We start from the raw sequence: 25,541 nt of genomic DNA on the forward strand, positions 1-25,541 counted from the left end.
CTCATCGACTTCGGGAGTCCTTCCATGTCTGCTTCTGCCGCGCTGACCTCCGCCCCATCGACCACCGCCAGCGAGGCGCCAAGCTTCGAGGCCCTCGCCGAGACCCATCGGCACAGCCTCTTCAAGTACGCCTACCGGCTCTCCGGTAACAAAGAGATCGCTGAAGACCTGGTCCAGGACAGTCTGCTGCGGGCCTGGCGCTCGTTCGCACGGCTGCAGAACCCAGCGGCTGCCTTGGGCTGGATGAAGACCATCGTACGCCGCGAGAATGCGCGCCGCTTCGAGCGCATCCAACCGCGCGAGAGCGCGATGCCGACCGAGGAGCTGCCGACGCAGCCTGCGCAGGACTATGACACCTCCACCGACGCCTTTGTCTTGCGCCGGGCGCTGCGGGCGCTGCCGGCGGAGTATCGCGAGCCGTTGATCCTGCAGGTGCTACACGGCTATTCGCAGCAAGAGATCGCCGCGCGGCTTGGCCTCAGCTGCGCAGGGGCTGGCACGCGGCTGTTCCGGGCTCGGCAGAAGCTGCGCGCTGCGCTGGGCGAGCGTTCATGATGGCCGCCTTGGATCGGGTTCAGAGCGACCTTGGCCGACGCGGCTTGCTGGGCATGGCGCAGCGCGGCTTTGATCCAGCGATGCCATTGCTGCTGGTCGAAGACAACGCACCGCTGCGCCAGATGCTGAGCTGGGAGCTGAGTGACCTCGGCTATCAGATCCATGCCGCCGGCGACTGCGCCGAGGCTCGAGCGCTCATCGCGCGACAGCCGGTGCGCGGAGCCCTGATCGATATCCGCTTGCCAGATGGTGATGGCCGTGCGCTAGCGGCCGAGCTGGCGGCGTGCGCTCCGGGACTCGCGATCGTGCTGATGAGCGGTGCCCATGATCTGCAGCCTGATCCAGGGCTGGCGCCGCATGTCTACGCCTATCTGAAAAAGCCGGTCAATCTGCACAGTATCCACCAGCTGTTTGTTGCGAGCGGCAAGCCTGCTCGAGCGGCCTTCAACAACGACTCACGCGCTCCATGAATCAAGTGCTCAATGAGCCCAGCCCCTCGCCTCGCCGGCGCGGGTTGTCCAGTCGTTTGCCTTCAAGGCGCAGTGATCCGCCCAACCGATGCCAGGAGCACCTCATGCCCTCGCTGATTCCGGACCCGGATGTTCAAGCGGAATTGCCGGACGCCCTGCCTGCCATTCCTGCCAAGCCGGCCATGCCGGCGCTGAGCGAAGCCGAGCGCCGCTTCAGCCGACTACCCAAGCCGCTGCGCACGCTCGAGGCAGCGCCGGCGTCCCTGAAAAGCTATTTGGCCCTCGGCGCCTTGTTGGAGAAGACCTCACTCTCGAGCGAGGAGCAGCAGGTGGTGCTGCTCAGCGTCAGTCGCGAGAGCCGCTGCGCCGTCTGCATGGGTGCCCACGGTCTGCTCGCGGACATGACGGACTTGCCACCGGAGATGACCGAGGCGTTGCGCGAAGGAGGCTGCCTTCCCGATCAACGCCTGGAGTCTCTCAGGCAGTTCACCGCCGCGCTGGCCAAGGCGCACGGGCGCATCGATGAGGCCGCGGTCGCCGCGCTGGAGCAGGCCGGCTACGACCGGCAGCAGGTCCTTGAGGTGATCCTCGGGATCGGCATGAAGACCCTCGCGCGCTACAGCGATCAGATCCCCGGCACCGATGGACAGCCCTGGCCGGCAGCCTGTCTCGCCTGCTAGCGAGACCCCTTCAACCTTTGGAGTCCCCCCATGCATGCCGCTGAGCTCTTTGTCCGCTGTCTCGCCGCGCTGCAGTGCCCGGTCTAAGAGGAGTCCTGACGATGCTGACGCTATTCGATTCCACCCAAGACTTCCTGCTGACCTCGCTGCAGCTGATGTCGGCGCTGTTCATCTTCGTCATCGGCCTGGCGGCCCTCTGGGCCGTCTACGCCTATCTGGTCGACAGCACCCAGAAGTCGCAGGCGATCCGGCGCAACTATCCGGTCATCGGCCGTTTTCGCTACCTGTTCGAGCGTCTCGGCGAGTTCTTCCGCCAGTACTTCTTTGCCATGGACCGCGAGGAGCTGCCATTCAACCGGGCGCAGCGCAACTGGGTCTATCGCGCGGCCAAGGATGTCGATAACACGGTCGCCTTCGGCTCGACCCGTAACCTGACGGTGCCGGGGCAGGTGATCTTCGTCAACTGCCCGTTTCCGACCCTGGGCGAGGATGCGGTGCCGCCGCAGCCGCTCACCATCGGCCCCTTTGCGCGGCAGCCCTATACCACCGCAGGGCTGTTTCATATCTCCGGCATGAGCTACGGCGCCATCTCCAAGCCGGCGCTGGAGGCCCTGGCGAGCGGGGCGGCCAAGGCTGGCTGCTGGCTCAACACCGGCGAGGGCGGGCTCTCTCGCTATCATCTGGAGAGAGGGACCGACCTGGTGTTTCAGATCGGCACCGCGAAATACGGCGTGCGCGATTCAGCCGGCAACCTCAGCGATGAGCGCCTGCAAGCGGTCGCCGCCCATCCCCAGGTGCGGATGTTCGAGATCAAGCTCAGTCAGGGTGCCAAGCCCTGCAAGGGCGGCATCCTGCCGGCGGCCAAAGTGACGCCGGAGATCGCCGAGATCCGGGGCATTCCGGTCGGGGTCGATAGCATCAGCCCGAATCGCCATCCCGATGTCGGCAATACCGCCGAACTGCTCGATCTCATCGAGCGGGTGCGGCGGGTCACCGGCAAGCCGGTCGGCTTCAAGGTGGTGCTTGGCGCCTATGGTTGGCTCGATGAGCTGCTGGGCATGGTGCATGCGCGCGGTGTGGCCTCGGCGCCGGATTTCATCACGGTTGACGCTGCGGATGGGGGTACCGGCGCGGCGCCGATGCCCTTGATGGACGACATGGGCCTGCCGTTGCGTGTCAGCCTGCCGATGCTGGTCGATAAGCTCAACGAGTACGGCCTGCGCGAGCGCATTCGGGTGATCGCCTCCGGCAAGCTCATCACCCCGGCCGATGTCGCCTGGGCGCTCTGTATCGGTGCCGATTTTATTACCTCGGCGCGTGGGTTCATGTTTGCGCTTGGCTGCATCCAGGCGTTGCAATGCAACAAGAACACCTGCCCGACCGGGATTACCACCCATCAGCGCAAGTTCCAGCGTGGCCTGCATGCGCCGACCAAGGCCGTGCGCGTCGCGGCCTATGTGCAGAATCTCTCCAAAGAGGTCGGCATCATCGCCCATTCCTGCGGCGTGCGCAGCCCGCGTGAGCTGCGGCGCTTTCATGCCCATCTGGTGCAGGCGGATGGACGCACGATCGGCTTGGATCAGCACCATCCGGAGGCGAAGCGCCGCGTGGTCGAGTCCTTGAGCCAACCAGGGCAACCAGGGCATGCAGCGGATCTTGCTGCTGCGGGCTCGGTGAGTGCGGCGAGCAGCCCGATCGCGCCGCCGGCCGATCTATGGGGTCGTCTTGAGATCACACGTCCCCCTCAGATCGAGCATGCCGCCGAGGAGCGAAAGGTCCCCCTCCAATGACACAAACTCAAAACAGCAGCGGTGGTCAGGTTCGCCCGCTCAGCGACGGTGCTCGGGGTTCTCGAAATCGAACCGGCAGCCTGCCGACCAGGCGCGGCGGTCGTTGCCGTGGTTGGGCAGTCCACCGGCGTCTTTCAGCATCCGCGCCATATGCATCAGGTTCCAGGTCATGATCGTGGTATTGCGTTGCGTGAACTCGTTGTCGAAGCCGGCGCCGTCGTCGCCATAGCTCGGCCCTGGCCCGGCCTCGCCGAGCCAGCCGCAATCGGCCTGCGGCGGGATGACGTAGCCGAGATGCGACAGCGAATAGAGCACGTTCATTGCCACATGCTTGATCCCGTCTTCGTTGCCGGTGACGACCACGCCCCCGGTCTTGCCATAGAAGATGGATTGCCCGTGATCGTTCAGAAGCCCGGACATGGCGTAAAGACGCTCGATCAGAAGGCGGCAGAGGGATGATTGCTCGCCGAGCCAGATCGGCGTGCCGATGACCAGGATCTCGGCGGCCTCGACCTTGGGCCACAGATCGGGCCAGTCGTCATGCTCCCAGCCATGCTCGCGCATGTCGGGCTGGACGCCGAAGGCGATGTGGTGCGCGCTCATGCGGATCTCCTCGACCGCGATGCCGCTCTTGCGCATGATCTCGGCCGATGTCCCCATCAACAGTGCTGTGTGCGACGCCTGATCGGGATGCTTGAGCGTGCAATTGAAGAACAGGGCGCGCAGATCGGAAAAATCGGTGGTGTTCTGCTGGCACAACGCGGATTGTCGTTCGCTAAGACTCATGAGACCGTACCTGTTGCTGATGGTGGGCGCTAACCGACGGGTGACTGTCGGACAGGTTCGCGTAGTTTGGCCGAGCCGAAAGGATACGCCGGCGAGGAATCGCTCGTCTGTCAACGTACGGGTGCAGCCTATAGGGGCCAACGATCCCGGTCAGCGGAGCGCCACTGCCCGCCGGAGCAGCACTCGGGGGTCGTCGGGTATGCGCCTAATGTCCTTGCCTTTCAGAGTCGGCCGGTGCATCTGAATCCTATCCAGCAGCGGTTTGTCGCGGCTGGCCAGCATCCGCGACAGCCTGGCGACAGCTGCTAAACAGAGCAATGAGCCGAGCAGGAGCCTTCCGATGACCGAAGACACAGACCAGAATCAATCCCATCGCATCGCCACCGAGGTCAGGCCTGCCGGGTCGCTCGAGGTGCTCAATCCGTTCAATCTGCAAGCGATCGCGACCGTCGACACTGTTGATGGCCAAGGCGTCGAGCAGGCGATCGCGGTGGCCGATGCCTGTTACCGGCAGCGCGACGGCTGGCTGCCCGACTTTGAGCGCATGGCGATCCTGCGCCGGGCCGCTGAGCTGATGGCGACCCGGATTGAGGAGCTGGCCCTTCTGATCGCGCGTGAGGGCGGCAAACCACTGACCGATGCACGGGTCGAGGCCGAGCGCGCGGTCGATGGCCTGCGCTGCTGCGCGGAGCTGCCGCGCCAAAGCGGCGGGCACGAGGTGCCGATGCAGGCCACCGCCGCTGGTGCCGGGCGCTGGGCCTTCAGCACCCACGAGCCGATTGGCCCGGTGGTGGCGATCAGCGCCTTCAACCATCCGTTGAACCTGATCGTGCATCAGGTGGCGCCCGCAGTGGCAGCCGGCTGTCCGGTGATCGTCAAGCCGGCTGAGGACACGCCGCTGTCGTGCCTGCGGTTCATCGATCTGCTGCGCGAGGCCGGCCTGCCTCCGGCCTGGGCGCAGGCTTTGGTGACGGATTCGCCGATGACCGCCGAGGCGCTGGCGACCGACCCCCGCGTCGCCTTCCTGAGCTTCATCGGCAGTGCGCGCGTTGGCTGGCATCTGCGCTCGCGGCTCGCGCCCGGAGCGCGCTGCGTGCTCGAGCATGGCGGCGTGGCGCCGGTGCTGGTCGATCGTGGCGTCGATCTGCAGCATGTCGTGCCCTTGTTGGCCAAGGGCGGTCTCTATCATGCCGGTCAGGTCTGCGTCTCAGTGCAGCGCGTCTACGTGCATCAGAATCAGGCACTGAGGCTGGCACAGGCACTGGCCGAGACCGCAGCCGAGATGCGGGTCGATGATCCGACCCTGGCCGAAACCGCGATCGGACCGCTGATTCGCCCGGCCGAGGTCGAGCGCGTGGATCAGTGGGTGCGCGAGGCGATCGGGCAGGGCGCAACCTTGCTCTGCGGGGGCGAGCCGCTCTCGCGCACCTGCTATGCGCCGACGGTGCTGTTCGACCCGCCGGTGACGGCCAAGGTCAGCACACAGGAGCTGTTCGGGCCGGTGATCTGTGTCTATCCCTATGTTGAGGTCGATGCGGCGATTGAGGCGGCCAATGCCTTGCCGTTTGCGTTCCAGGCGTCGGTGTTTACGCGCGAGCTAGCGTATGCGAGGCATGCGGCCAGCCGATTGGCGGCCTCAGCGGTGATGATCAATGATCACACCGCCTTCCGCACCGACTGGATGCCCTTTGCCGGATTACGTCAATCGGGGCTGGGTACCGGCGGGATGCCCTATAGCTTCGAGGAGATGCGCATCGAGAAACTGGTGGTTTGGCGGGCGGACTGAGGCTGATACGCCATACGCCAACTGCGGTTAACGTGAATCTCACGCGATTCATTTTCCGGGGTGGCACTGCGCCATGAGAGTTAGGTCCGTTGGCTAATTGCCAGGCATGCCTATGTCATCTAGGGAAGTGGGTTGTGTTTACCGAGACCGAAACTCTCTCAATCTTGTCCAAGCAACGAGCTGGTCCATGTTTTGGAGCGTAAACACCTTCCCTCGCGTCGCGAGTAAGAGCTTCTTCATGTCTTCGCGGCGCACACCGAAGCCGCGTCCGGCGATGCATGCAACGACCTCAAATCTGGGCTGACCCGGCGGTTGGCCGAGCAGGCTGAGCGCGCCGAGATGCTGAACGCGAGTGACCTTGTCGCGTGCTGTACCGTCGTCTTCGGTCAGTTTGGCCTCAATGATGATTTGAGGATTGATCTCATTGGGGATCACAAAGTCTGGAGCTTGATCGAAGCCAGGCAGGCGCTCAGCGCGCTTGGTTTTTCGGAAGCTGATGCCCTCTCGGCTCAGCACCTCCTCGATGGCATTCTCGACGATGTTTCCGATGAGCTCGCTGATCGAGTCACGATGTCCAGCGAAAGGGCGGCCGAGAAAACGCTCGTAGAGGAGGGAGGAGTAGGGTGCACCAAGCTCGGCGAAGCTGCGGACGCTGTCGAGACCGGCTGCGGTGTCTGGCTTATCGATTCGATGCAAACGGTCTCTTGGCACTTGAGGCGCACCCGAGGCAAGGATGTGGCAGGCAGCTTCAACAAGCGCGCTGATACGCGTGTTTGTGACGCCACCGGCCTGTCGCAGTGGCGCAGCTGGGTTCATCCGTATCTTTCGGTCGATGCTTCGCGCCGCGCCTTGGCCGATCTCGATACCGGTGTGCTGCGATGCAAAGTAGGCCCATTCCGGTGGGGTGAAGCCGAGTATGCAGCGGAGGACGATCAACGTGATCGGTGTTTCGTAGACCGCCGGCAGGATGGTCTCGGGAGTGACCTGATTGAAGTTTCGTGTCGCACGTTTCAACGCTTCGTAGCCCGTGTCGAAGATGGCAAACTCAACGAATCCTGGGCCTTTCGGCATGACCAGAAACTCGGAGGTGAGGCAGGCAAAGACCTCGTCGACGTACTGATCGAGGTTGGTTTGAATCTCATCGAACGGCGTTTCAAAAGGATACGGCATCCATGACCTCTGGCTCGGCCGCTAATGCCAACGGATACGGCAGTGGCGTCGTTTCCGCAATCTTTAGGGTCTTGATGCTGGCAACGATCTCGTCCAAATCCCCCCAAGTGTGGACGGCGTCGGCGACGCGGGCGAGCTTGTCGGCCATTGGCAGCGTCGGGTCCCAGCTGGAGCGCAAATTCCAGATGGCCATCCGAGTCAAGTGGCCGTAGGCGATGCAGCGGGTATCGCCGAGCGTTGGTGTGCGGCCGGCCTCGGTGAGCTGGGCGATGTCTGAGGCGATGACGGCATTCAGCTCCACAGCAGTCTCGAACAGCCAACGGCGGCGGGTATTGCCGGTGGCGCGGCAGACGAAGACGGTGTCGATGATGGAGGAGCCGGTGCCATGAATATGGATGGAGCCGCTCATTTCCGCCGGGCAGGGTAGCGACGCAGAGCAGACGAGACCCGCATCGAGCAGTGCGGCCGCAACGGCGAGGTAGGCCTCAATCCGATTATGGTGGTAGGTGAAGGCAAGCGGCGCACCGGGCTTCAGGGCTTCGGCCATGCCGCGGTAGACGGCAGCGAGCCCTTCGGCGAAGCCGGCAAGATCGCGCTTTTGAGTCACATTACCAGTCAATTCGTCGACAGAGTGTGTCGAGCTGCGGTCGAAACCTTCCGCCTCCCGACCGACGAGCCGTCGCAGCCAGACATAGCAGAAGTCCATCAGCTCGGCGTATTGGACGTTGCCGAAATAGGGCGGGTCCGTGAATACGGCATCAAGGCTGTTGGTGGGGAACTCAGCAGTGGTTGAACTGGCGCAGCGAATGCTAACAGCTCGGCTGCGGCTGCCGTTGCGCTGCTCGCCGACCCATTCCCCGCCGATGGGTACCTGGGCCTTACGGCTGCCCTGCCGGCGAATCTCGAACGGGGCCTCGCACCAGCGCTTGGCCTTGCTGTATTTTTCTGTGATGTTGACCCAGCCGCCGGAACCGACGCCGGAACCGTTGCCGTTGCGGATACCGAGGATATTTGATTCACACTGGACCAAGCCGACCGGAAAGCCGTGGACAGAGAAGATGTCCAGGGACTTGAGTGCCATGGTGTCGTAGCGACAGAGCATGTTCTGGTAACGCAGCAGGTCCGATAAGTTGGTGGCTAGCGCGTGGCGCAGGCGCTCGTTGCTGATGGCAGCAATATGTCGGCAGCTCAGTTCGAGACCGAGCAGCTGACGCGGATTGAACAGTTCGCGATACTGGCGATAGCCCCAGCGCAGCAGGCGACCGGTCTCATCACCGGGAGGGATCAGCTGGTCTGGGACAAAGTCCGGCGCTAGCGCCTCGAAGCGGGCTGAGGCGCGTTGGACTTTCTCCAAATCCCGGCCGTCTGGCTTCTTGAAGAAGCGTCCGCGATGTTGGCCCTTGCGAGCAGGGTTGTAATACTCAATCGCGAACAGCCGGTGCCGAAGCGGGCCAGTTTCCGAGCGTGGATAGCTGTTCGTGTGGCCACAGTCGGGGCAGTTGCAGCGATTGCGCCGGGCTGGTCCCTGGGTTGTCAGCGTTGCACCGCAGCGATGACAAGCGCCGGGTTGCTTACGATCATCGACCTCGTTCAGGTCGCCGCAGTCTGGGCAGATCAAGACGTTCATCGGGTGGCGCTTATTCTCTGCGATCAGATACCCGGGAAATAGATCGATCGCCCGACCGCAGGCTGTGCAGTCCAGCACTTTGACCCAGAGGAAGTATTTCACCGGCACGGCCTTGTCGCCGTAGAGGGGACAGTCAGTGCGGTACAGGTCGCCGATTTCGGCATCCAGCGATTGACTGAGCTTTTCGACGGCGGTTGCGTATGCGCTGAGGTCGAGATGCTCGATCTCCTCGCGGACAATCCAGGCAGCCATCGGATTGATGTCTAAGCCTTGAACATCGCAGCCGATGCGGTTTGCTTCGATGATGGGGGTGCCACCGCCCATAAAGGGATCGGCGATCTGGATGCCGGCAAAGTCGTGGGCCTGGTAGAAGCTCTCCGGCAGCGAGCAGTCTGCGAGCTCAGAAAGCAACAGTGCGCGGAAGAGCGTGCCAGGGCGGCGCGCGAACCACTTGTGTACCGCGATGATGGGACGGTAGTTCTGCTGGACTTGCTTTTCCTGGAGTGCCAGTGCGGCGACGAAGGGAATCTCGAAGACGTGCTCGATCGACATGGACTTAGGATGGAGACTCCATTCCAGGTGGTTAGGGCCGCCGAGCGGCTCGCGATAGAGAGTCTACGGCATCTTAGTCAGATTAGGGTGTACCTGCTCTCACGTACATGCTGCGCTCCTCAGCCGTTGGCGCACAGAGTCCTTAATCGTCGTGCATGGCCTGCTGTGTCAGCGGGCAGACTGAGGCCTAGCCTCAAGCGAGACGATCGTCGATTACTCCGGCGTCAATCACGCTCGGCAACAGGGGTTGGCGAGCGTTCCGTCACGCCTTGGGCACCCTGATCCTGGGACACCTCATCGCCGCTGTCCTCGACCGTGCGCGTAAACCGCAGATGGGCGATATCAGGAGGGAAGAACATCGCCCAGTTCCACTCCAGATAGAGCCGCGCCTTGCGCGCCAGGGTCGGGATATAGAGCAGGTAGAAGCCGCGCCAGAGCAGCCAGGGGATGAACCCGGACAGATTGATGCCATAGACCCGAGCCACGGCGCGGTTATGACCGATGGCCGACATCAGGCCCTTGCGCTTGTAGCCGAACGCGCGGGTCGGCTCGCCGCGCTCGCGCCGGGCGATGTTGGCCGCGAGCTGCGGTCCCTGGCGCAACGCGAACTGGGCCGTCGGTGGGCAGGACGCGCCGTCCTCGCGGCTGTTCGGCACCGCCGCACAATCGCCGATCGCCCAGACGCCCGGCAGACCAGGCACCGACATATCGGCCTCGACACGCAAGCGACCGCGCTGCTTCTCAGCAGGCAGAGCATCGATGAGCCGGTTCGCCGTGGTGCCGATGGTGCTGACGATGGTGCCGGCATCGATACGGCTGCCTCTGTTGAGCGTCACGCCCTGCGCATCAATAGCCTCACTACGGGTCCCGAGCCGCACCTCGACCCCGCCATGCCGGGACAGCTTGCGCTCGGTAAAGCGGCCCAGTCGCTCCGGCAGCTCCGGCAACAAGTGTGGACCCCCATGGACGATCACCACGCGCGCGGGCTCGAGCTGCGACTGCCGATACCAACGTTGGCTCTCGGTGAGAAAGTCGCTGATCTCGCCGGCGACCTCGACCCCGGAGAAGCCGCCACCGATGACCACGAAGGTCTTCAGCCAGCGGCGCAAGGTCGGGTTCTCGGTCAGCTCGGCGTCCTCGAGCCGGGCGATGACCCGATTGCGCAGATAGAGCGCATCGCCGACGGTCTTCAGCGGCAGCGTGTGCTCGGCCATGCCGGGGATCATGTGCAGATTGGCCCGGCTGCCGCAGGCCAGCACCAGATGATCGTAGTCGAGGCGGCCAGTTTCGGAGCTGTTGCGGAAATGGACGCAGCGGGCCTCTGTATCGATGCCGGTAACTTCGACCTGGTGGACCTTGGCGTGACGCACCATCTGGCGCAAGGGCGCGACCACATGACCGGGCAGCACCGAGGCCCCGACCACCTCCGGCAGCAGTGGGTTATAGGTCAGATGGTTCTCCGCCGAGAGCAGATGGATCTCGGCCGAGCGCAGGTGCCGCTCAAGGGCCTTGGCCGCGGTCGCACCGGCGAAGCCGCCACCAATGATAACGATCCGGGGGCGACGGTCGGGGTCCGTAATGGGCGTGCTGGAGGCATCGGGCATGACGGGCTCCGGTTGGTCTGTTTACTGTCGGCGCGTGCCCAGTAGAATCTGGCGCTCACGCAGATCGTCCAGCAGGCTGCGCCCGGCCTCGATCAGCTGCGCCGGCCTTGGATGCTGAAGCTCGAGCGCGATGCTGTTGAGCAGATCCCGTCCGCTCCGGTGGCTCTGTTCTCGCAGCAGCACCAGCAGTCGCTGGGTCACCACGTTGATCTTCAGAAACGCGATGCGCTCCTGTCGCGTGCGGTACACGACCAGATGCGTCGGCTCAGGGTCCGGCGCGTGCGGCTGGAAGTCCGCGCTGATGCGATGCACCGGGAAGCGGTAGCTGAGGTTCCAGGCCAGCGGTGAGACCACCGGGACGCCGTCGAGCAGATCACCGTTCGGATCGGCGAGCGCGGGTCCGGCCTCGGCCTCGCTGAAGATCAAGGCGGTCTCGACCCACTCGTAGTGGGCAAGCTCCAGCACAAAGGGCGGGTCTTCAGGGCGCAAGGCCCCCGCTGTGCTCAGATAGGCCAACAGCTCCTGGCCCAGCTCCGGGAACAGGGGCGTCTCGGCGCGATGGGCGATCAAGAATCCGCGGATCAGCGCTCGCCAGCGCTCGCGACCCAGACACTGGTAGAGGACCGGAAAGCCCTGCTCGAGCAGCGACGCGACATTGTTGAAGATCAGCTCCCGATAGATCCGCAGACGGCGATCCTCGATGCCCGCTGGCGGCGGTTGCTGCGGGTCGCGCAGATGAGCGGTGAAGGCCTGCTGAATCTGCATGAATCCGGGCGCTGCCTGAACGTTGGCCTGAACGTTGGCCTGAGCGTCGGCCTGAGCGTCGGCCTGTGAGTGGGAATGGGTCTCAGGCATGAGCAAGGTGTCCGTTGGCAGTGACCCGCGGGGCTCCGAGCTGGTCGGTGTATTGCCGCTGAATGTCGCTGATCCGCTGCACCTCGGCCGTGAGCTCAGCGAGCGGCGGGATGTTGAAATCCCGCTCGAGCAGGGTCGGGAAGACGCCAAAGCGCGCATAGGCCTGCTCCAACAGCGCCCACACCGGCTCGATCACATCGGCCCCATGGGTATCGATGCGCAGGTCCGGCGCCTCTTCGTAATGCCCAGCGATATGGCCGTAAACGATGCGCTCGGCGGGCAGGGCATCAAGGAAGGCGATCGGGTCGTAGCGATGATTGATGCTGTTGACGAGGATGTTGTTCACATCCAGCAGCAGGTCACAGTCGGCTTCGTCGAGCACCGCGTTGATGAAATCGATCTCGCGCATCTCTTGGCCTGGTGCGGCGTAATAGGAGACGTTCTCCAGGGCGATGCGTCGCTCGAGGATCTCTTGCACCTGACGGATGCGCCGGGCGACATGCTGTACCGCCTCGGCGGTGAACGGGATCGGCATCAGGTCATACAGCTGTCCATCATCCGAGCAGTAGCTCAGATGCTCGGTGTAGACCGCGATCTGGTGTGCATCGAGAAAGGTCTTGATGCGGTTGACGAACGGCACATCGAGCGGCGCGGGTGAGCCGATCGAGAGGGACAAGCCGTGGCAGACGAAGGGATGGCGCTCGGTCAGGCCGCGCAGCAACCGCCCCCAGCGGCCACCAACAGCGATCCAATTCTCCGGCGCGATCTCCCAGAAGGAGACCTCCAGCGGAGGCTGTTCGGCTGCGGCGGCGATGAACGCGCGCCGCAGACCGAGACCGGCGCCATGAACGGGGTCGGGAGTCATGTTCATGGCTGGCTTCTGGCGTGGGTCTATGCGGTGGTCAGGGCGGGATCAGCCCTTATTGCCGCACTTACCCTCGCCGCACTTGCCTTCGCCTTCGCCCTTGCCGTCATCCTTATTGCCGCACTTGCCCTCGCTGTCGCCTTTAGCCCCGCAGCTGCCCTCGGCCAGCTGCAGATAGCCGCTGTCGAGTTGCTCGGTGACGAAGGGGTTGTCGCTGGCCTGGGCCAGATTGGCGACGCTCAGGGTGCCGACGAGGGTGGCACCGGCGATCATGGCGGCTGAGGTGATGATCTGCTTGGACATGGAAACACTCCGAAAGAATCTAAGGTTGGTATGCTGATAGCCCTTGTGGTGGCCTCGAGTCGCAGCGGTCGGCTCGCCGGCTTGCCCTTGGCCAGTGGCTATCACTCGTTAAAGACCGCAGTGGTCGGTGAAATCTTTCAGCGGATGTTGGCGAGGCTGCCGAGAGACGTCGTCCAGGGGTTTTTAGATGACGTGCGGGCGATGCCACGATCGGCTGAGCCTCTGTGGCGCAGCGGAGCAGGCGTGTTACCCGCATGCTGAAACCTCGAGCCAGGCCGAGGACAGCGCATCGGGCGCGATGGCCGACGATCCTCAGAGCACCGCGTCGATGCCTGCCTGGCTGTATTCGCTTAGCCGAGGCGCGGGATCAGTGACCACCTCGATCACCCAGGCCTTTACCCATGTCGTTGTCCCGGCACCTCGCCAGTCTGAGTCTGCAAGTCGCCGCAGCCTATCTCGCGCTCGGGCTGCTGCTGAGCGCGGCGAGCCTCTACACCCTCAGCGCCTTTCAACGCCAATTGGGTGCGATTGAGCTGGTCAACCGGGCCGGGCAGCTCGAGCTGGCGGTCGAGCAGATGCACGCCCAGGCGATGAACTATTGGCAGAACGCCCCGCGCGACTATCCGACCTACTACCGCGATGTGCGCCTGTACTACCAAGACCTGCTGACGCAGATCGAGACCATCGATGGCATCGTCGCCACCTTCATGAGCGGCGACTTCAGCGACGCGATGCCCATGCCGATGCCGGCCTGGCTGCAGCCGCACCTCGGCCTCGAGGCCGAAGCAGCGATTGCCGCACTTGAAGACACCTGGGAGACCTGGCGCGCGACACTCTTTGACGCCCTCGGTGACGACGCGGACGAGCCGCGCCTGGAATGGGCCGCTGAGCAGGTGATCGAAGACCATAGCCGTCTGAATGCCGCCGTGGAGGTCTTCGCCAAGGCCCTGCGCAGCTGGTCCGCGCGCGAGTACCAGCTGATGATCCAAGGCACCCTGGCGGCCGCGGGTATCACCCTGGTGATCGCCGTGCTCCTGCTCTGGCTGCTGCAGTGGAAGGTGTTGGCGCCGCTGCGCCGCACCACGGCCGGCTTTCAGCGCGTCGCCGATGGCGACGTCCGCTATCAGCTGCCGGTGGTCGGCACCACCGAGCTGCAGGATCTCAGCAGCAGCTTCAATCGGCTCTCCGAGCGGCTCGACCTGCTCTACCGGCTGATCCACGCCCTGCAGCAGGGCCAGGACCTGGATCAGCTGATGGGGCTGCTCAACACCGAATTCAGGCCGCTGCTGGGCTGCGACTGGAGCGGCCTGGTGTTCATCGACGAGCGCCGGGCTAGCGCCCGCGTCGAGACCAGTTGGCTCGACGGCCTGCCGCAGCCGGGCGCTCAGCGGCTGTACCGGCTGCAGGGCACGCTGCTCGAGCGGGTGTTGGCCGACGAGACGCCCCTGCATGTGCAGGCCATGGCCGAGCGCGCGAGTGCCAATCCGGCCTATGAGCTGCTGCGCCATCTGGTCGCGCTCGGCATGCGCGACGCCATCTTCTTGCCGCTGACCCCGCAAACGCAGACCCCGATCCCGGCGGTGGTGGTATTTGCGACCCGCGATCCCGCCGGGTTCGGCGATGCCCGTCAGCGACTGCTTGGCAACATCGGTCAGCTGCTGACCCAAGGGGTTGGGCGCACCGCGCGCCTGGCCGAGCAGGGGCGGCTCGCCGCCATTGGCGAGTTCGCATCGGGCATCGTGCACGAGCTGCGCACGCCATTGAGCACCATCGCCATGGCCCTCAATTACATGGCCGAGCGCACCCCAGAGCCGCGGGCCAAGCGCCGTTTGGACCTGGCACTGGGTGAGGCCGAGCGCACGCGCCGGCTGCTCGAGGAGATCCTGCTGTATGCGAAGCCGTTGAGCCTGGACCCGCGCCCGGTGGCGCTCCGGCCCCTGCTCGAGGAGCAGATCGCCATGGCGGCCGAGCGCCATCCTGGGCATTCGATCCGGCTCGAGCAGGCGTCGGTCGGGCTTCAGGTGCTGGCTGATCCGGATCGACTGCGCCAGATCCTGACCAACCTCACCGACAATGCCTGCGAGGCCGCGCCTGTGGGCAGCGTCGTTACCTGGCGGATCGCGAAAACCGCCGAGACTGCTGGGGCTGCCAAAACTGCAGAGGCTGCTGGTACTGCTGATACTGCTGGTGCTGCTGGGACCGTCGAAACCGCTGAGGCTGCCGAGACTGTTGGGACTGCTGAGCACGTCAAGCAAAGCGACGCGGACGAGGTCAGGCTCTCGGTGCACAACACCGGTGAGCCGATCCCGGCGGAGCGCTTACCACGTCTGACCGAGCCCTTCTTTAGCACCAAGGCCAGCGGTACCGGGCTTGGGCTGGCGATCGTGGCGCGGCTGGTCGAGCAACATGGTGGGCGTCTTTCGATTCGGTCGACGGCAGAGCAGGGCACCTGGGTCGAGATCGTGCTGCCGCAATGGGTCGATGAAACGCGCGGGATGGCAGCTGCGGCTGATCCCAGCAGATAAAGTCACCACGGAGACACGAAGGGCACAGAGAAAGACAGACATCCGCACCCTCCGTGTACCCCGTGCCTCCGTGGTGACACTGAGCGATGAGCGTTAGCGCTTCATGACCCGCAGCTGGTATTTCTCGATCTTGCGATCCAATGCCGGCCGGGAGATGCCAAGGATCTCGCAGGCCTGTCCCTTGTGCCCCTGGGTATGATCGAGCACCTGCTGAATATGCGCTGCGGCGACCTCATCGAGGCTGCGCAGCACTGACGCCTGGTCGCCCGCTGATCCGCTCGCCTGACCGGTGGGCGTGGCCTCTGCATCCCCGCCGATCGGACCTTGCTGACCGATACCGCCGCCGCCAAGCGCGAGCATCTCCGGGGTGATCAGCGCATGGTGGGTCTGCAGCAGGGCTTGGCTCAATCGGTTTTCCAGCTCGCGGACGTTGCCGGGCCAGTCATCCTCGGTCAGTCGCGCCAGGGCGGCCGGGGTGATGGTCGGTGTTGGGCGCTCAAGTCGAGCCGCGATGCGCGCGAGCAGCCCTTGCACCAACAGCGGAATGTCCTCGCGGCGCTCGCGCAGCGGCGGCATGCGGATCTGGATCACCTGCAGCCGGTAGACCAGATCCTCGCGAAAGCGCCCGGCAGCGGCCTCGGCAAGGAGATCCCGATTGGTGGCGGCAATGATGCGCGCATCGGTGTGGATGGACTCATGGCCGCCGACGCGCTCGAAGACGTGTTCCTGTAACACGCGCAACAGCTTGGCTTGCAGCGCGGGGGCCAGCTCGCCGATCTCATCGAGAAACAGGGTGCCGCCGGCGGCCTGCTCAAAGCGCCCCTGCTTGCGCGCCTGGGCGCCGGTGAACGCGCCCTTTTCATGGCCGAACAGGTCGCTCTCGAGCAGGGTGTCGACGATGGCGGCGCAGTTCACCGCGATAAAGGCCCCGGCACGGCCGCTGTGCTGATGGATCAGCCGTGCGACCACCTCTTTGCCGGTGCCGGACTCACCAGTGATCAAGACCGTCGCCTGTGTGTGAGCACTGCGCGCGATGGCCTTGCTGACGTCCAGCATGGCGTTGCTGCGACCGATCAGATCACGCGGCGCCTCGTCTTCAGAGGAGCCGGCAGGCGGGCTGTCACTGGTCTGGCTGAGCGCCTCACGCTCCCGCAGCAGGCGCTGCACGGCCTGGGTCAGCTTATCGGTGTTGATCGGCTTGTGTATGAAATCCGCGGCTCCGCGCTGGATCGCATCGATCGCTAGCTCCAGGTCATGCTTGCCGGTCATCATCAGGATCGGCAACTGCGGGTCGATCTCAAGCAACGGGCCGATGAGCTCACTGCCGAGCCCGTCGGGGAGCTGCTGATCGAGTAGCACCAGATCGAAGCGCCCCTGGCGCAACTGGTCGAGTCCTGCCTGAGCCCGCTCTGCATGGGTCACGGCGAAGTCCAAGTCCTCAAAGTGCATCGCGAGCATCTCGCCAAGGGCGCGATCATCCTCGATGATGAGCAGGCGTGGGGTCATCGCGTCGTCCTCTCAGGTGTCGGAATCGGGCTTTTTGCTTGGGCTTGGGCGGTGAGGCTTGGGCGGTGGCCAGTCCGTCCTCTGACGGCGCTGGTTGGGTTCGCGATCGGTGTCCACGCGCAGTGAAATGATCTCGTGTCTGAACCGGTCCGGTCTCTAAACTCACGGTGAGTGACCCTGTTAACGGACCCTTGGAGAACGCCATGTCTTTCAACTTTCCTAATCACGACACTGAATCGGCGCCGAAGGATGCGCTGCCGGCACTGACCGACGCCGAGCGCCATTTCGGCATGCTGCCCAACCTGATGCGCAAGATGGCCACCGCGCCAGCGCTGCTGAAGGGCTACCTGGCCCTGGGTGAGCTGTTCGAGCAGACCTCGTTCTCGCCAGCGGAGCAACAGGTGGTGTTGCTGAGCGTCAGCCGCGAGAACCGCTGCGACTATTGTATGGGGGCGCACAGCGTGCTTGCGGACATGGCGGATGTGCCCAAGCCGGTGACCGACGCGCTGCGGGCGGGCCAACCCTTGCCTGATCCACGACTCGAGGCCCTGCGACGCTTCACCACCGCAGTGGTCGTGGCGCGGGGCTGGGTCGATGAGGCAGAGGTCGCCGCGTTTCAGGAGGCCGGCTACGACGCGCAGCAGGTCTTGGAGGTGGTGCTCGGGGTCGGTATGAAGACCCTGTCGAACTACACCAACCACATCGCTGGCACCGAGCTGGACGCCCCTTTTCAGCATCGTGCCTGGCAGGCGACTGAGGCTGATGACTGAGGTGGGCTGGAGCGCATGCACATCACTTGCCCAACCTGTTCAGACGCCTGAGATCGATGGGTCTGCCGAAGGCAACCCAGATCTCAGCTTCTGAGACCAACGTCTCGAATCAGCCGGCCGGTCTCTGAGGCCGGTGCAAGCAACGCTGAGTCCAGGATGGAGCTCGGCGTTGTTCTTTGTGTTGGGTGTTTGTATTGGGTGGTCTTCGCTGTCTACACTGCAGGCATTGCTGCTGCACTTTAGGCAACCGCGACATGACGCCACCGGGACGACCCGCCCTGTTACTGCTCCTGGCCCTAAGTGCAATGGCTGCGGCCGAGCCCCAGTCTGAACCCACACCTGCGCCTGTGCCAATCCAAGGCGAGACGGAGGCCCTCATCGTCGATGAGATGGACCCCCTGCGCGAGGCGCTGGCACCCTTGATCCGTGCCGCGCAGTCCGACTACCACATTCCCGGCCTGAGTCTGGCACTGGTGCGCCACGACCGCATCCTCTGGCTCGAGGGCTTCGGCCTCGCCGACCCCGAGCAGCAACGCCCGGCCCAGGCCCAGACCCGCTACCGCGCCAGCTCCTTGGCAAAACCGATCACCGCCTTGCTGGTCCTGGCCCAGCAGGCCCAAGGAACCATCGACATCGACCAGCCGGTTGGCTCGGCGCTGCCGGGCTTTCGTCTCAAGGCCCGTTTCGACCAGACCGCGCAGCCGATCACCCTCCGCCAGCTCCTGAGCCATCATTCCGGGCTACCGTCCGATCTGAACAAGGGCCTCTGGTCGGATGAGCCCTTCACCGAGGTACGCACACGCTTGCGGGATGAGTATGCCGCCTTCCCCCCGAACCTGATCTTCAACTACTCCAACCTCGGCTACAGCCTGCTAGGCCATCTGCTGCAGGTGGTCACGCAGACACCCTTCGCCGCGCACGCCCAGCAGACCCTGTTCGAGCCGCTGGGCTTGGCGCACACCCGCTTTGCCGCGCAGCCGACGTTCGATGACGCCTTGGCCATGGGCCACCGCAACGGCGATCGCTTTGTGCCGCTGCCGTTGCGCGATCTGCCGGCGCAGGGCTTGGAGACCAGCGCCGCGGACATGGCGCGCTTGAGCATCGCGCTGCTCTGTGCCGGCGAGCTTGAGGGCCGGCAGGTGATTGAGCCGAGTCTGATCGAGGCGATGATCGAGCCGCAGAATGCCGAGGTTGCGCTGGACCTGGGCCTGAGCGTCGGGCTCGGCGTCTTCCTCGAGGAGCAGAGCATCCTGGGAGCCACGCGCGTGGTGCGCCACAGCGGCAATAGCCTGGGCTATACCGCCGAGTGGGTGCTGTTGCCGGAGCAGGGTCTGGGCGTGGTGGTCCTGGCCAATGCCGGGCACGCCGAGCGCGTGGTCAAGCCGCTGGCCGAGGCGATCCTCAGCAATGCCATGAAGCTCGAGCCCGAGCCGATTCCGGCCGACCTCTTTATCGCCGCGGCGAAGACACCACCAACGCCGACCGCGGCCACAGAGCCGACCGAGAGGCTCCCGGCCGAAGGCCATTTTGCGACCGACCTTGGTCTGATCGCGATCCAGCCACAGCAGGACAGTCTCTGCGCCTGTATGACTGGCGAGCAGCTCGACCTGATGCCCTATCCACAGGGCTGGATTGGCGCTGCGCCATCGGATCAACGCGGTGACGAGCCCGAGCCCGCGAGCCTGGGCAGCGCAAGCCTGCGCCGACTCCGGGAGCTGCGCATGCAAACGCGTCGCATCGAAGGCCGCGAGGTGATGATCGCCGACACCCCGCAAGGTGAGCGCATCATCGGCGAGAAGGTGCCGCAGGAGCCGGTTCCACGCGCCTGGCGTGAGCGTCTCGGCTCCTGGCGCATCCTCAATCCAGACCCCGGCTTTCCGGTCACTGACCTCAAGCTCACCGATGGCAAGCTCTGTCTCAGTTATCGGATGCCGGTGCTCTCGCCGGATCGGATTCAGGTGCCGCTGCGCGCGGTCACCAACGAGCGCGCGATCCTGCTTGGACTGGGGCGCACGCGCGGGGATTCGGTGCAGATGGTTGATCACGAGGGACAGACGCGGCTGCGCTGGTCGGGGTATCTGGCTGAGCCTGTTGGCCGTTCCGATGACCCAAAGGCGTCATCTGCCGGGGTGGCACTGGGCCATGAGCTTTAGCCGCCTCCACCACTGATCCGTCGCTCGTTGCTGGGCCTAGGCGCGCCGATCTCAGGCATTCGCACCGTTCACCGATGCTCAGTTCGCCCGATAGACCTCAGTCTCGGGGTGAAAGGCATACCAAGCAAACCAGAACAGGGTCGTAGCCGGGAGTGGGTCGCCCTCAGCATCAAAGGCGCGCGCACTGGGCTGTGCCCAATCGAAGCGCACCTCAATGGACTCACCGCCAAGCTGATCAGACACGCGGCCATCGGTCTGCGAGAGCTCCGCGAACGGATAGGCCTTGAACTGTCCATTCACCTCAACCCCAAGCACGCGCTCCTTCGGGTGATAACGCTTGGAGCGCGCGCTCACAGGAAAGTAAAGCTCGTCATGGCTGCTATAGCCGCCATAGGGGGCACGATCATAGTTGTGGCGATGGCCGGTCTCGGTGGACAGCACCTGGGTCTGCGGATGGGTGCGACGCCAGGCGCCCCAGGTCGTGTGGGTCAAGGGCAGGGCGGTGAGCTTGGTCCCGGCCAAGGGGCCGGCGATGGCCTGTTTGGCGATCTGACTCCAGAGGCTCTCGGTCTGACGGTCGTAGAGTAGCAGATCGCTGTTGTAGAGCAGTCCGGAGACGCCGAAGCTGAGCTCGCGGCCCGCCTGCTCGGCGCGGAACGCGATGCCTGAGCCGCACAGCGGGCAATAGGTGATCGCAATCGGCTCGCCCTCGATGCGGTCATTGACGATCTCATGCCAATCCATGATCTTGATCGGATAGGCGCGGGCCTCGCCTTGATGGACCAGGCCCAGGACCTCGTCGTCACGCGTAAGAAAATCCACCGCCTCGGCCTCGACAAAGCGCGGCTGATCGATCGCCGGGATGCCATCCCGATCCGGCCCACCGGCATGGATCTCAGCGACCGGGACCAGGCTGTTGTGCACGTCAAAGCCGTTGAGTTGTTGTGCCGTCGGTGCCGCATCCAGCAGCACACTGGCACTGAGTGCGACGAGACCGACGACGGCAAAGACGGCTGGGAGTGCTGAACTGAGGCGTTGAGTCATGCGATGGCTCCTTGGCTGGCCGGGGTCGGATGGCGGGTTCGGATGAGATCAGGCGTGAGCGGTTGCGAACCTGGCCTCCGTCTTGCGGGACCGTGCGCTGCGACGCTCCAGCCAACGCCCGATCCAATCATCGACCGACAGGTAGCGCCCGGCGCCGATGAACAACAGCGCCACCAGCATGATCAGGTAGGTCGCGGCAAACTCGATGCCATTGTTCAGGATCACCAGGCTGCCGTTCTCGGTCAGCCACTCATAATTGCCATGCTCGCGCAGGATGTCCTTCGCCCGATCCAGCCGCTCAACCGCGCCGATGGTGCGCTCGTTGGCGAACAACGAGCCACTGCCCTCGGCGATCGCCAGCCAGCCGTGCTGCCAGTGCACCGTCACCATGGCCACGAGCATGGTCACGATCAACGGCACCGAGATCAGCCGCACGCCAAGGCCAAACACCAATAAGACCGCGCCAACGGTCTCGGTTGAAGCCGCCAGGAACGCCATCACTGTTGGAAAGGGCAGACCTAAACCCCAGTCCGGATTACCAAACCAGGCCACCGTGCTGTCGAAGCTGGCAAACTTCTTGGTCCCCGCCATCCAGAAGATCGGCGCCAGATAGAGCCGCAACAGAAGCGGGGCGATGAAATCGACGCGCCTTGTGGCATCGAGTAGGCTGCGCGCCTGAGTCATGAGACGAATGAACATGGGGAACACTCCGATTGGGTTGCTGAGTCGCTGATAGCGAACAAGACCCGATCAGCGCGGTTGATCTTTCGCGGAGGATGGCAGGATGTCTGAAGCAAGTGAACCGAGTGCGCTGCCCACACGGGAGCAGGCCGCTGAGCCGGCGCACCCACTGCGCAAGATCTTCGACCACGCCAACGATGCGATCCTGCTGATCGACCCCGAGCGCGATCGCATCCTCGAGGCCAATACCCAGGCCTCGCGCATGCTCGGCTACGACCCGGCCGAGCTGACCCGCGACGTGCGCGTCTCCAGCGTGCATCCGCACGAGATGGAGCGCTTGCGCCAGTTCGCCCAAGACGTCAAGGCGCGCGGCCAGGGCTGGACCGACGAGCTCAGCTGTATGCGCAAGGACGGCCTGCAGCTGCCCTCCGAGATCTCCGCCTCGGTGGTCCAGGTCGACGGCCGCGACTGCATCGTCGCCATGGTGCGCGACGTCTCCGCGCGCAAGGCGGCCGAAGCGGCTTTACGCCGCAGCGAAGCCCGCTTCCGCGCCTTCGTCGAGAACGCCGGCGACGGCTTCTTCCTGGTCGCCAGTGATGGACGCATCCTCGACACTAACAGCCGGGCTGCCGAGATGCTCGGCTATCAGCGCGCGGAGGAACTGGTCGGCCGCTCGGTGCTCGAGATCGATGTCGGCCTGACGCCAGAGACCTTCGCGCAGCTCCTTGCCGAGCTCGAGATCGACCAGCCCAAGCTGCTCGAGAGCCGGCATCGTCGTCGCGACGGCTCGGTCTTCCCCAGCGAGGTCAGCCTCTGTGCCCACGGCGAGGCGCAGGCGCCGAGCTACATCGCCCTGCTGCGCGACGTCAGCCAGCGAAAGACCGCTGAGGCGGCTATCGCCCGCTTGGCCGAGATGGGCGAGTTCGCGGCAATGATGGTGCACCAGATCCGCAATCCGCTCTCGACCCTGCGCATGGCGCTGGATTATCTCGGTAGGCAGTCGCTCACTGATGCGGCGAGCAAGCGGCTCACCCTGGCGCAACGTGAGTCCGATCGGCTCGGCCGGCTGCTCGAGGACGTGCTCGCCTATGCCGGCCGCCGCACCGTCTCACCCGAGCCGGTCGCGCTCGATGCGCTGATTCGCGCGCTGCTGCCGTCGCTGCAGGCGCTGCCGAGCGTTGCCGATCGGCGGCTGCAGGTCGACTTGGGAGTGCCGGAGACCGAGATCCAAGCCGATCCGACGCAGCTGCGCGAGGTCCTGATCAACCTCGTCGTCAATGCCTGCGAAGCGGTGGCAGCTGGCGAGCCGGTGTCCCTGCGCACCGCTCGGCAGCCTGGCACGGCGAGCCCGATGATCGAGGTGCGCAATGGTGGCGAGCCGATCCCGCCGGAGGTGCTTGCGCGCATCGGCAAGCCGTTCTTCTCGACCAAAGACACCGGCAATGGCCTCGGCGTGGCCTATGTGCGGCGGGTGGCCGCGGCGCATCATTGGGTGTTCTCGCTGGAATCGACAGCAGATTCTGGGACCGTTGCGCGGTTGCTGCTGTAGCCCAACCATGTTGGCCTCATCGAGATTGCCATGACAGCAACACAACAATCCGCCGATCACCCGGTCGAGACGGTCCTGCGCTCGCGCGGCGTCGAACGATTGGTCATTGGCCAGCCGACCAGCGATGGCGCTGGCGTCAAGCTCACCCGGGTGCTGACCCAGTCCTTGCAGCGGCGGCTTGATCCCTTTCTGCTGCTGGACAACTTCGACAGCGATCAGGCCGATGACTACATCGCCGGTTTCCCCGAGCATCCGCATCGCGGTTTCGAGACCGTCACCTACATGATCAACGGGCGCATGCGTCACCGCGACAGTGCCGGCCACGAAGGACGGGTCGGGCCTGGCGGCGTGCAATGGATGACGGCCGGTCGCGGCCTCATCCACTCCGAGATCCCGGAGCAGCAAGCCGGGCTGATGGAGGGCTTTCAGCTCTGGCTGAATCTTCCAGCACGCGACAAGCTGCGAGCGCCCTGGTATCGCGACGTCCAGGCCACCGAGCTGCCAGGCTTTACAACCGAAGCCGGTGCCGAGGTGGTGCTGATCGCCGGTGAGAGTCATGGCCTGTGCGGGGCGGTGACGCGCCTGGTGACCGAGCCGCTGATCTTGGATCTCCACCTGAGCCCGGGCGGCTACTTTGCGCAAACCTTGGCCGCCGATCGCAATGCCTTCGTCTATGTCTATCGCGGCGAGCTGAAGATTGCGGGGAACCGTGTGCCGCGCAAGCAGATGGCGATCCTGGACAACCCTGCCGACAGCGATGGCGTGTTGGTCGAGGCGACTGAGGGCGAGACCCGCGCCCTGTTGATCGCCGGCCGTCCGCTGAACGAACCCATCGTGCAGCACGGGCCGTTCGTGATGAACAGTCGTCAAGAGATCAATCAGGCGGTGTTGGACTTTCAGGCTGGGCGTTTGGAGCGCTGATGTCAGCGCCGACTGCTGTGATCCGCTGATCGATTGATGCAGAAGGGGATGCAGGGATGCCTGGCAACCAGACGGACGCCGCCCGAGTGACTGCTGGCGAGGTCAGCCATTGTTCGATAGAACCGCGCCAATGCCCAAGCAGTCCGCTCGCTATCGCGCTCGACAGCTCGGCGCACTAGCGCTGCCAACGCTCTTGCACGACCGCGCAGCTTGAGCATCAGTCGGGTCTTTCGCTGACCCTTGCGATGAAATCCGCCAGCGTTTCGGCATAGTCCTCGGTATTCGCCAGCTCATGGCCACCACGCGGAAGCACCAGCCTCTCACTGCCAACAGCCAACGCCTGAGTCTCCTGCGCGTCGACCACCTCATCATCCTGCGCGACCACGATCAGACCCGGCACCGACGGATCTACCGGCTCCTCCTCATACGCCCTATAGGCGAGGGCATCCTCCAGCGCCCAGTCGAAGCTCGCCTCGACATCAAAGCGTTGCAAGCGGCCCTGATAACGCGCCAGTGTTGCCGACGGGCGCAGGGCTGGATTCAAACCGATCCAGGAGTGGCCGTGCCGCGCACCCAGGTAACGCGCCCAAAACCCGCCCAGGCTACTGCCGACCAACAGCTGTGGCGCTGGCGACATGCTCAGCGCTGCCTCGGCAGCATGCAGATAGTCCTCGGGCCGATAGCCGCCCTGCGTCGCCAGACAACGGACCTCATGGCCGATTGCATGCAGGAGATCGATCTTGGGGCTCTTGGGCTTCGGTCCGCTGGCAAAACCGTGCAGATAGAGGATCAGGGCCATGGTCAAGACTCCGGTTGCAGGGGAGAACAGCGGTGACGGTGGCTTGGCAGAGGCTAGGGCTGCAGCGTCGGCGCGTTCTGCAGCATCACCGGCGCAATCTGCGGCATCATGTCGGCTTTGACGCACCTGGCTCAAATCGCTATCGCTTATCCGATCCGGCCGCCCATGATTGACCCCATCCAAAAGCCCGCCTATCACTGGCTGCTGCATCCAGACAGCGCCCGTGCTGTGGCCGACTACCGCCAGCAACTGGCCGAGCAAGGCCTGGCCCAGGCCGGCGCCTATCTGCGAGAGCAACTGAGTGATCAAGCCCCCGACAGCCTCAGCGAGGCCGCCTTCCTCGAGCACCTGATCAACACCAGACGCCCGCTGATCTTCGCCGAGTCGGCGGTCTATGGCGATGGGCGCGACTGGTCACCGACCGAGCTGTCGCTGCTTGGCGATCTGGGTGTGGCCGTCCCGGTGCGCATCTTCGATGACGGCCGCCATCACCGTCCAGCCGTGCATCCCGAGCCGCTGTCGGGAACGCTGCTGTTCATCCCTGGCGCCC

21 protein-coding genes and 1 pseudogene are annotated in these 25,541 nt (G+C 64.5%); 11 read left to right on the plus strand and 11 right to left on the minus strand.

All coding sequences use genetic code 11. The features are described 5' to 3' along the window. Positions 1 to 24 precede the first annotated feature (24 nt). The 4 genes from CCR96_RS24100 (at position 25) to CCR96_RS24115 (ending at position 3,495) form a co-directional block, all read left to right on the plus strand. Positions 25 to 555, plus strand: coding sequence for a sigma-70 family RNA polymerase sigma factor (locus CCR96_RS24100; RefSeq protein ID WP_201224659.1), 531 nt, complete (start codon positions 25 to 27; stop codon positions 553 to 555). Then, a complete protein-coding gene (locus CCR96_RS24105) occupies positions 552 to 1,025 on the plus strand; it encodes a response regulator (RefSeq protein ID WP_201224661.1) in 474 nt (157 codons plus the stop codon). Before CCR96_RS24100 ends, CCR96_RS24105 begins: the two co-directional genes overlap by 4 nt. A gap of 104 nt (positions 1,026 to 1,129) precedes the next feature. Next, the gene (locus tag CCR96_RS24110; RefSeq protein ID WP_201224663.1) at positions 1,130 to 1,705 is read left to right on the plus strand and encodes a carboxymuconolactone decarboxylase family protein; all 576 of its coding nucleotides are present in this window, start codon (positions 1,130 to 1,132) and stop codon (positions 1,703 to 1,705) included. A 101-nt stretch (positions 1,706 to 1,806) separates the two neighbouring features. Further along, entirely contained in the window at positions 1,807 to 3,495 is a 1,689-nt protein-coding gene (locus CCR96_RS24115; protein WP_201224665.1) for an FMN-binding glutamate synthase family protein, read from the plus strand. A gap of 39 nt (positions 3,496 to 3,534) precedes the next feature. Here CCR96_RS24115 and CCR96_RS24120 read toward each other — a convergent pair whose 3' ends face one another. Continuing rightward, a complete protein-coding gene (locus tag CCR96_RS24120) occupies positions 3,535 to 4,281 on the minus strand; it encodes a flavodoxin family protein (RefSeq protein WP_201224667.1) in 747 nt (248 codons plus the stop codon). Between the two features lie 340 nt (positions 4,282 to 4,621). Between CCR96_RS24120 and CCR96_RS24125 the strand changes: the two genes are divergently transcribed. After that, positions 4,622 to 6,067, plus strand: coding sequence for an aldehyde dehydrogenase family protein (locus tag CCR96_RS24125; RefSeq protein ID WP_201224669.1), 1,446 nt, complete (start codon positions 4,622 to 4,624; stop codon positions 6,065 to 6,067). Positions 6,068 to 6,205: 138 nt separating this feature from the next. Here CCR96_RS24125 and CCR96_RS24130 read toward each other — a convergent pair whose 3' ends face one another. The 6 genes from CCR96_RS24130 to CCR96_RS24155 form a co-directional block, all read right to left on the minus strand. After that, positions 6,206 to 7,237, minus strand: a complete 1,032-nt coding sequence (locus CCR96_RS24130; RefSeq protein ID WP_201224671.1) for a hypothetical protein — start codon at positions 7,235 to 7,237, stop codon at positions 6,206 to 6,208. Further along, a complete protein-coding gene (locus CCR96_RS24135) occupies positions 7,221 to 9,416 on the minus strand; it encodes a DUF1156 domain-containing protein (RefSeq protein WP_201224673.1) in 2,196 nt (731 codons plus the stop codon). Before CCR96_RS24135 ends, CCR96_RS24130 begins: the two co-directional genes overlap by 17 nt. A gap of 224 nt (positions 9,417 to 9,640) precedes the next feature. Further along, positions 9,641 to 11,020: an NAD(P)/FAD-dependent oxidoreductase gene (locus tag CCR96_RS24140; protein ID WP_201224675.1), complete on the minus strand. Its 1,380-nt coding sequence runs from the start codon at positions 11,018 to 11,020 to the stop codon at positions 9,641 to 9,643. Positions 11,021 to 11,041: 21 nt separating this feature from the next. Further along, positions 11,042 to 11,875, minus strand: coding sequence for an HvfC family RiPP maturation protein (locus CCR96_RS24145; RefSeq protein ID WP_201224682.1), 834 nt, complete (start codon positions 11,873 to 11,875; stop codon positions 11,042 to 11,044). After that, positions 11,868 to 12,746, minus strand: coding sequence for an HvfB family MNIO-type RiPP peptide maturase (locus tag CCR96_RS24150; RefSeq protein WP_201224684.1), 879 nt, complete (start codon positions 12,744 to 12,746; stop codon positions 11,868 to 11,870). The genes CCR96_RS24145 and CCR96_RS24150 overlap by 8 nt, the downstream gene beginning before the upstream one ends. 42 nt (positions 12,747 to 12,788) lie before the next feature. Next, a complete protein-coding gene (locus CCR96_RS24155; protein ID WP_200250791.1) occupies positions 12,789 to 13,043 on the minus strand; it encodes a low-complexity protein in 255 nt (84 codons plus the stop codon). A gap of 401 nt (positions 13,044 to 13,444) precedes the next feature. Between CCR96_RS24155 and CCR96_RS24160 the strand changes: the two genes are divergently transcribed. Beyond that, complete coding sequence (locus CCR96_RS24160; protein ID WP_201224686.1) at positions 13,445 to 15,568, plus strand: sensor histidine kinase; 2,124 nt, start codon at positions 13,445 to 13,447, stop codon at positions 15,566 to 15,568. A 93-nt stretch (positions 15,569 to 15,661) separates the two neighbouring features. Here CCR96_RS24160 and CCR96_RS24165 read toward each other — a convergent pair whose 3' ends face one another. Further along, positions 15,662 to 17,074, minus strand: coding sequence for a sigma-54-dependent transcriptional regulator (locus tag CCR96_RS24165; RefSeq protein ID WP_201224688.1), 1,413 nt, complete (start codon positions 17,072 to 17,074; stop codon positions 15,662 to 15,664). A gap of 203 nt (positions 17,075 to 17,277) precedes the next feature. On the opposite strand from CCR96_RS24165, the gene CCR96_RS24170 reads away from it, so the two are divergent. Further along, a complete protein-coding gene (locus CCR96_RS24170) occupies positions 17,278 to 17,844 on the plus strand; it encodes a carboxymuconolactone decarboxylase family protein (RefSeq protein WP_201224690.1) in 567 nt (188 codons plus the stop codon). A gap of 254 nt (positions 17,845 to 18,098) precedes the next feature. Then, positions 18,099 to 19,997 carry a serine hydrolase domain-containing protein gene (locus CCR96_RS24175; protein ID WP_201224692.1) on the plus strand — a complete coding sequence of 633 codons (1,899 nt, stop codon included), beginning with the start codon at positions 18,099 to 18,101 and terminating at the stop codon, positions 19,995 to 19,997. Between the two features lie 78 nt (positions 19,998 to 20,075). Here the strand turns inward: CCR96_RS24175 and CCR96_RS24180 are convergent, their stop codons facing one another. Together CCR96_RS24180 and CCR96_RS24185 are read right to left on the minus strand one after the other, a co-directional pair. After that, the gene (locus CCR96_RS24180; RefSeq protein WP_201224694.1) at positions 20,076 to 21,041 is read right to left on the minus strand and encodes a DUF3179 domain-containing protein; all 966 of its coding nucleotides are present in this window, start codon (positions 21,039 to 21,041) and stop codon (positions 20,076 to 20,078) included. A 48-nt stretch (positions 21,042 to 21,089) separates the two neighbouring features. Next, complete coding sequence (locus tag CCR96_RS24185) at positions 21,090 to 21,740, minus strand: HvfX family Cu-binding RiPP maturation protein (RefSeq protein WP_207192067.1); 651 nt, start codon at positions 21,738 to 21,740, stop codon at positions 21,090 to 21,092. A gap of 85 nt (positions 21,741 to 21,825) precedes the next feature. Here CCR96_RS24185 and CCR96_RS24190 point away from each other — a divergent pair, with 85 nt between their 5' ends. Together CCR96_RS24190 and CCR96_RS24195 are read left to right on the plus strand one after the other, a co-directional pair. Next, the gene (locus tag CCR96_RS24190) at positions 21,826 to 23,271 is read left to right on the plus strand and encodes a PAS domain S-box protein (RefSeq protein WP_201224696.1); all 1,446 of its coding nucleotides are present in this window, start codon (positions 21,826 to 21,828) and stop codon (positions 23,269 to 23,271) included. Positions 23,272 to 23,301: 30 nt separating this feature from the next. Next, positions 23,302 to 24,192 carry a pirin family protein gene (locus CCR96_RS24195; protein ID WP_201224698.1) on the plus strand — a complete coding sequence of 297 codons (891 nt, stop codon included), beginning with the start codon at positions 23,302 to 23,304 and terminating at the stop codon, positions 24,190 to 24,192. A 217-nt stretch (positions 24,193 to 24,409) separates the two neighbouring features. On the opposite strand, the gene CCR96_RS24200 is transcribed toward CCR96_RS24195, so the two are convergent. Continuing rightward, the gene (locus tag CCR96_RS24200; RefSeq protein WP_201224699.1) at positions 24,410 to 24,991 is read right to left on the minus strand and encodes a YqiA/YcfP family alpha/beta fold hydrolase; all 582 of its coding nucleotides are present in this window, start codon (positions 24,989 to 24,991) and stop codon (positions 24,410 to 24,412) included. 165 nt (positions 24,992 to 25,156) lie between these two features. Between CCR96_RS24200 and CCR96_RS24205 the strand changes: the two are divergent. Continuing rightward, positions 25,157 to 25,541 (plus strand): annotated as a pseudogene (locus tag CCR96_RS24205) (hypothetical protein); the annotation flags it as partial.

The sequence above is a fragment of the Halochromatium roseum genome (genome assembly GCF_016653315.1).
Classification (GTDB): domain Bacteria; phylum Pseudomonadota; class Gammaproteobacteria; order Chromatiales; family Chromatiaceae; genus Lamprobacter; species Lamprobacter roseus.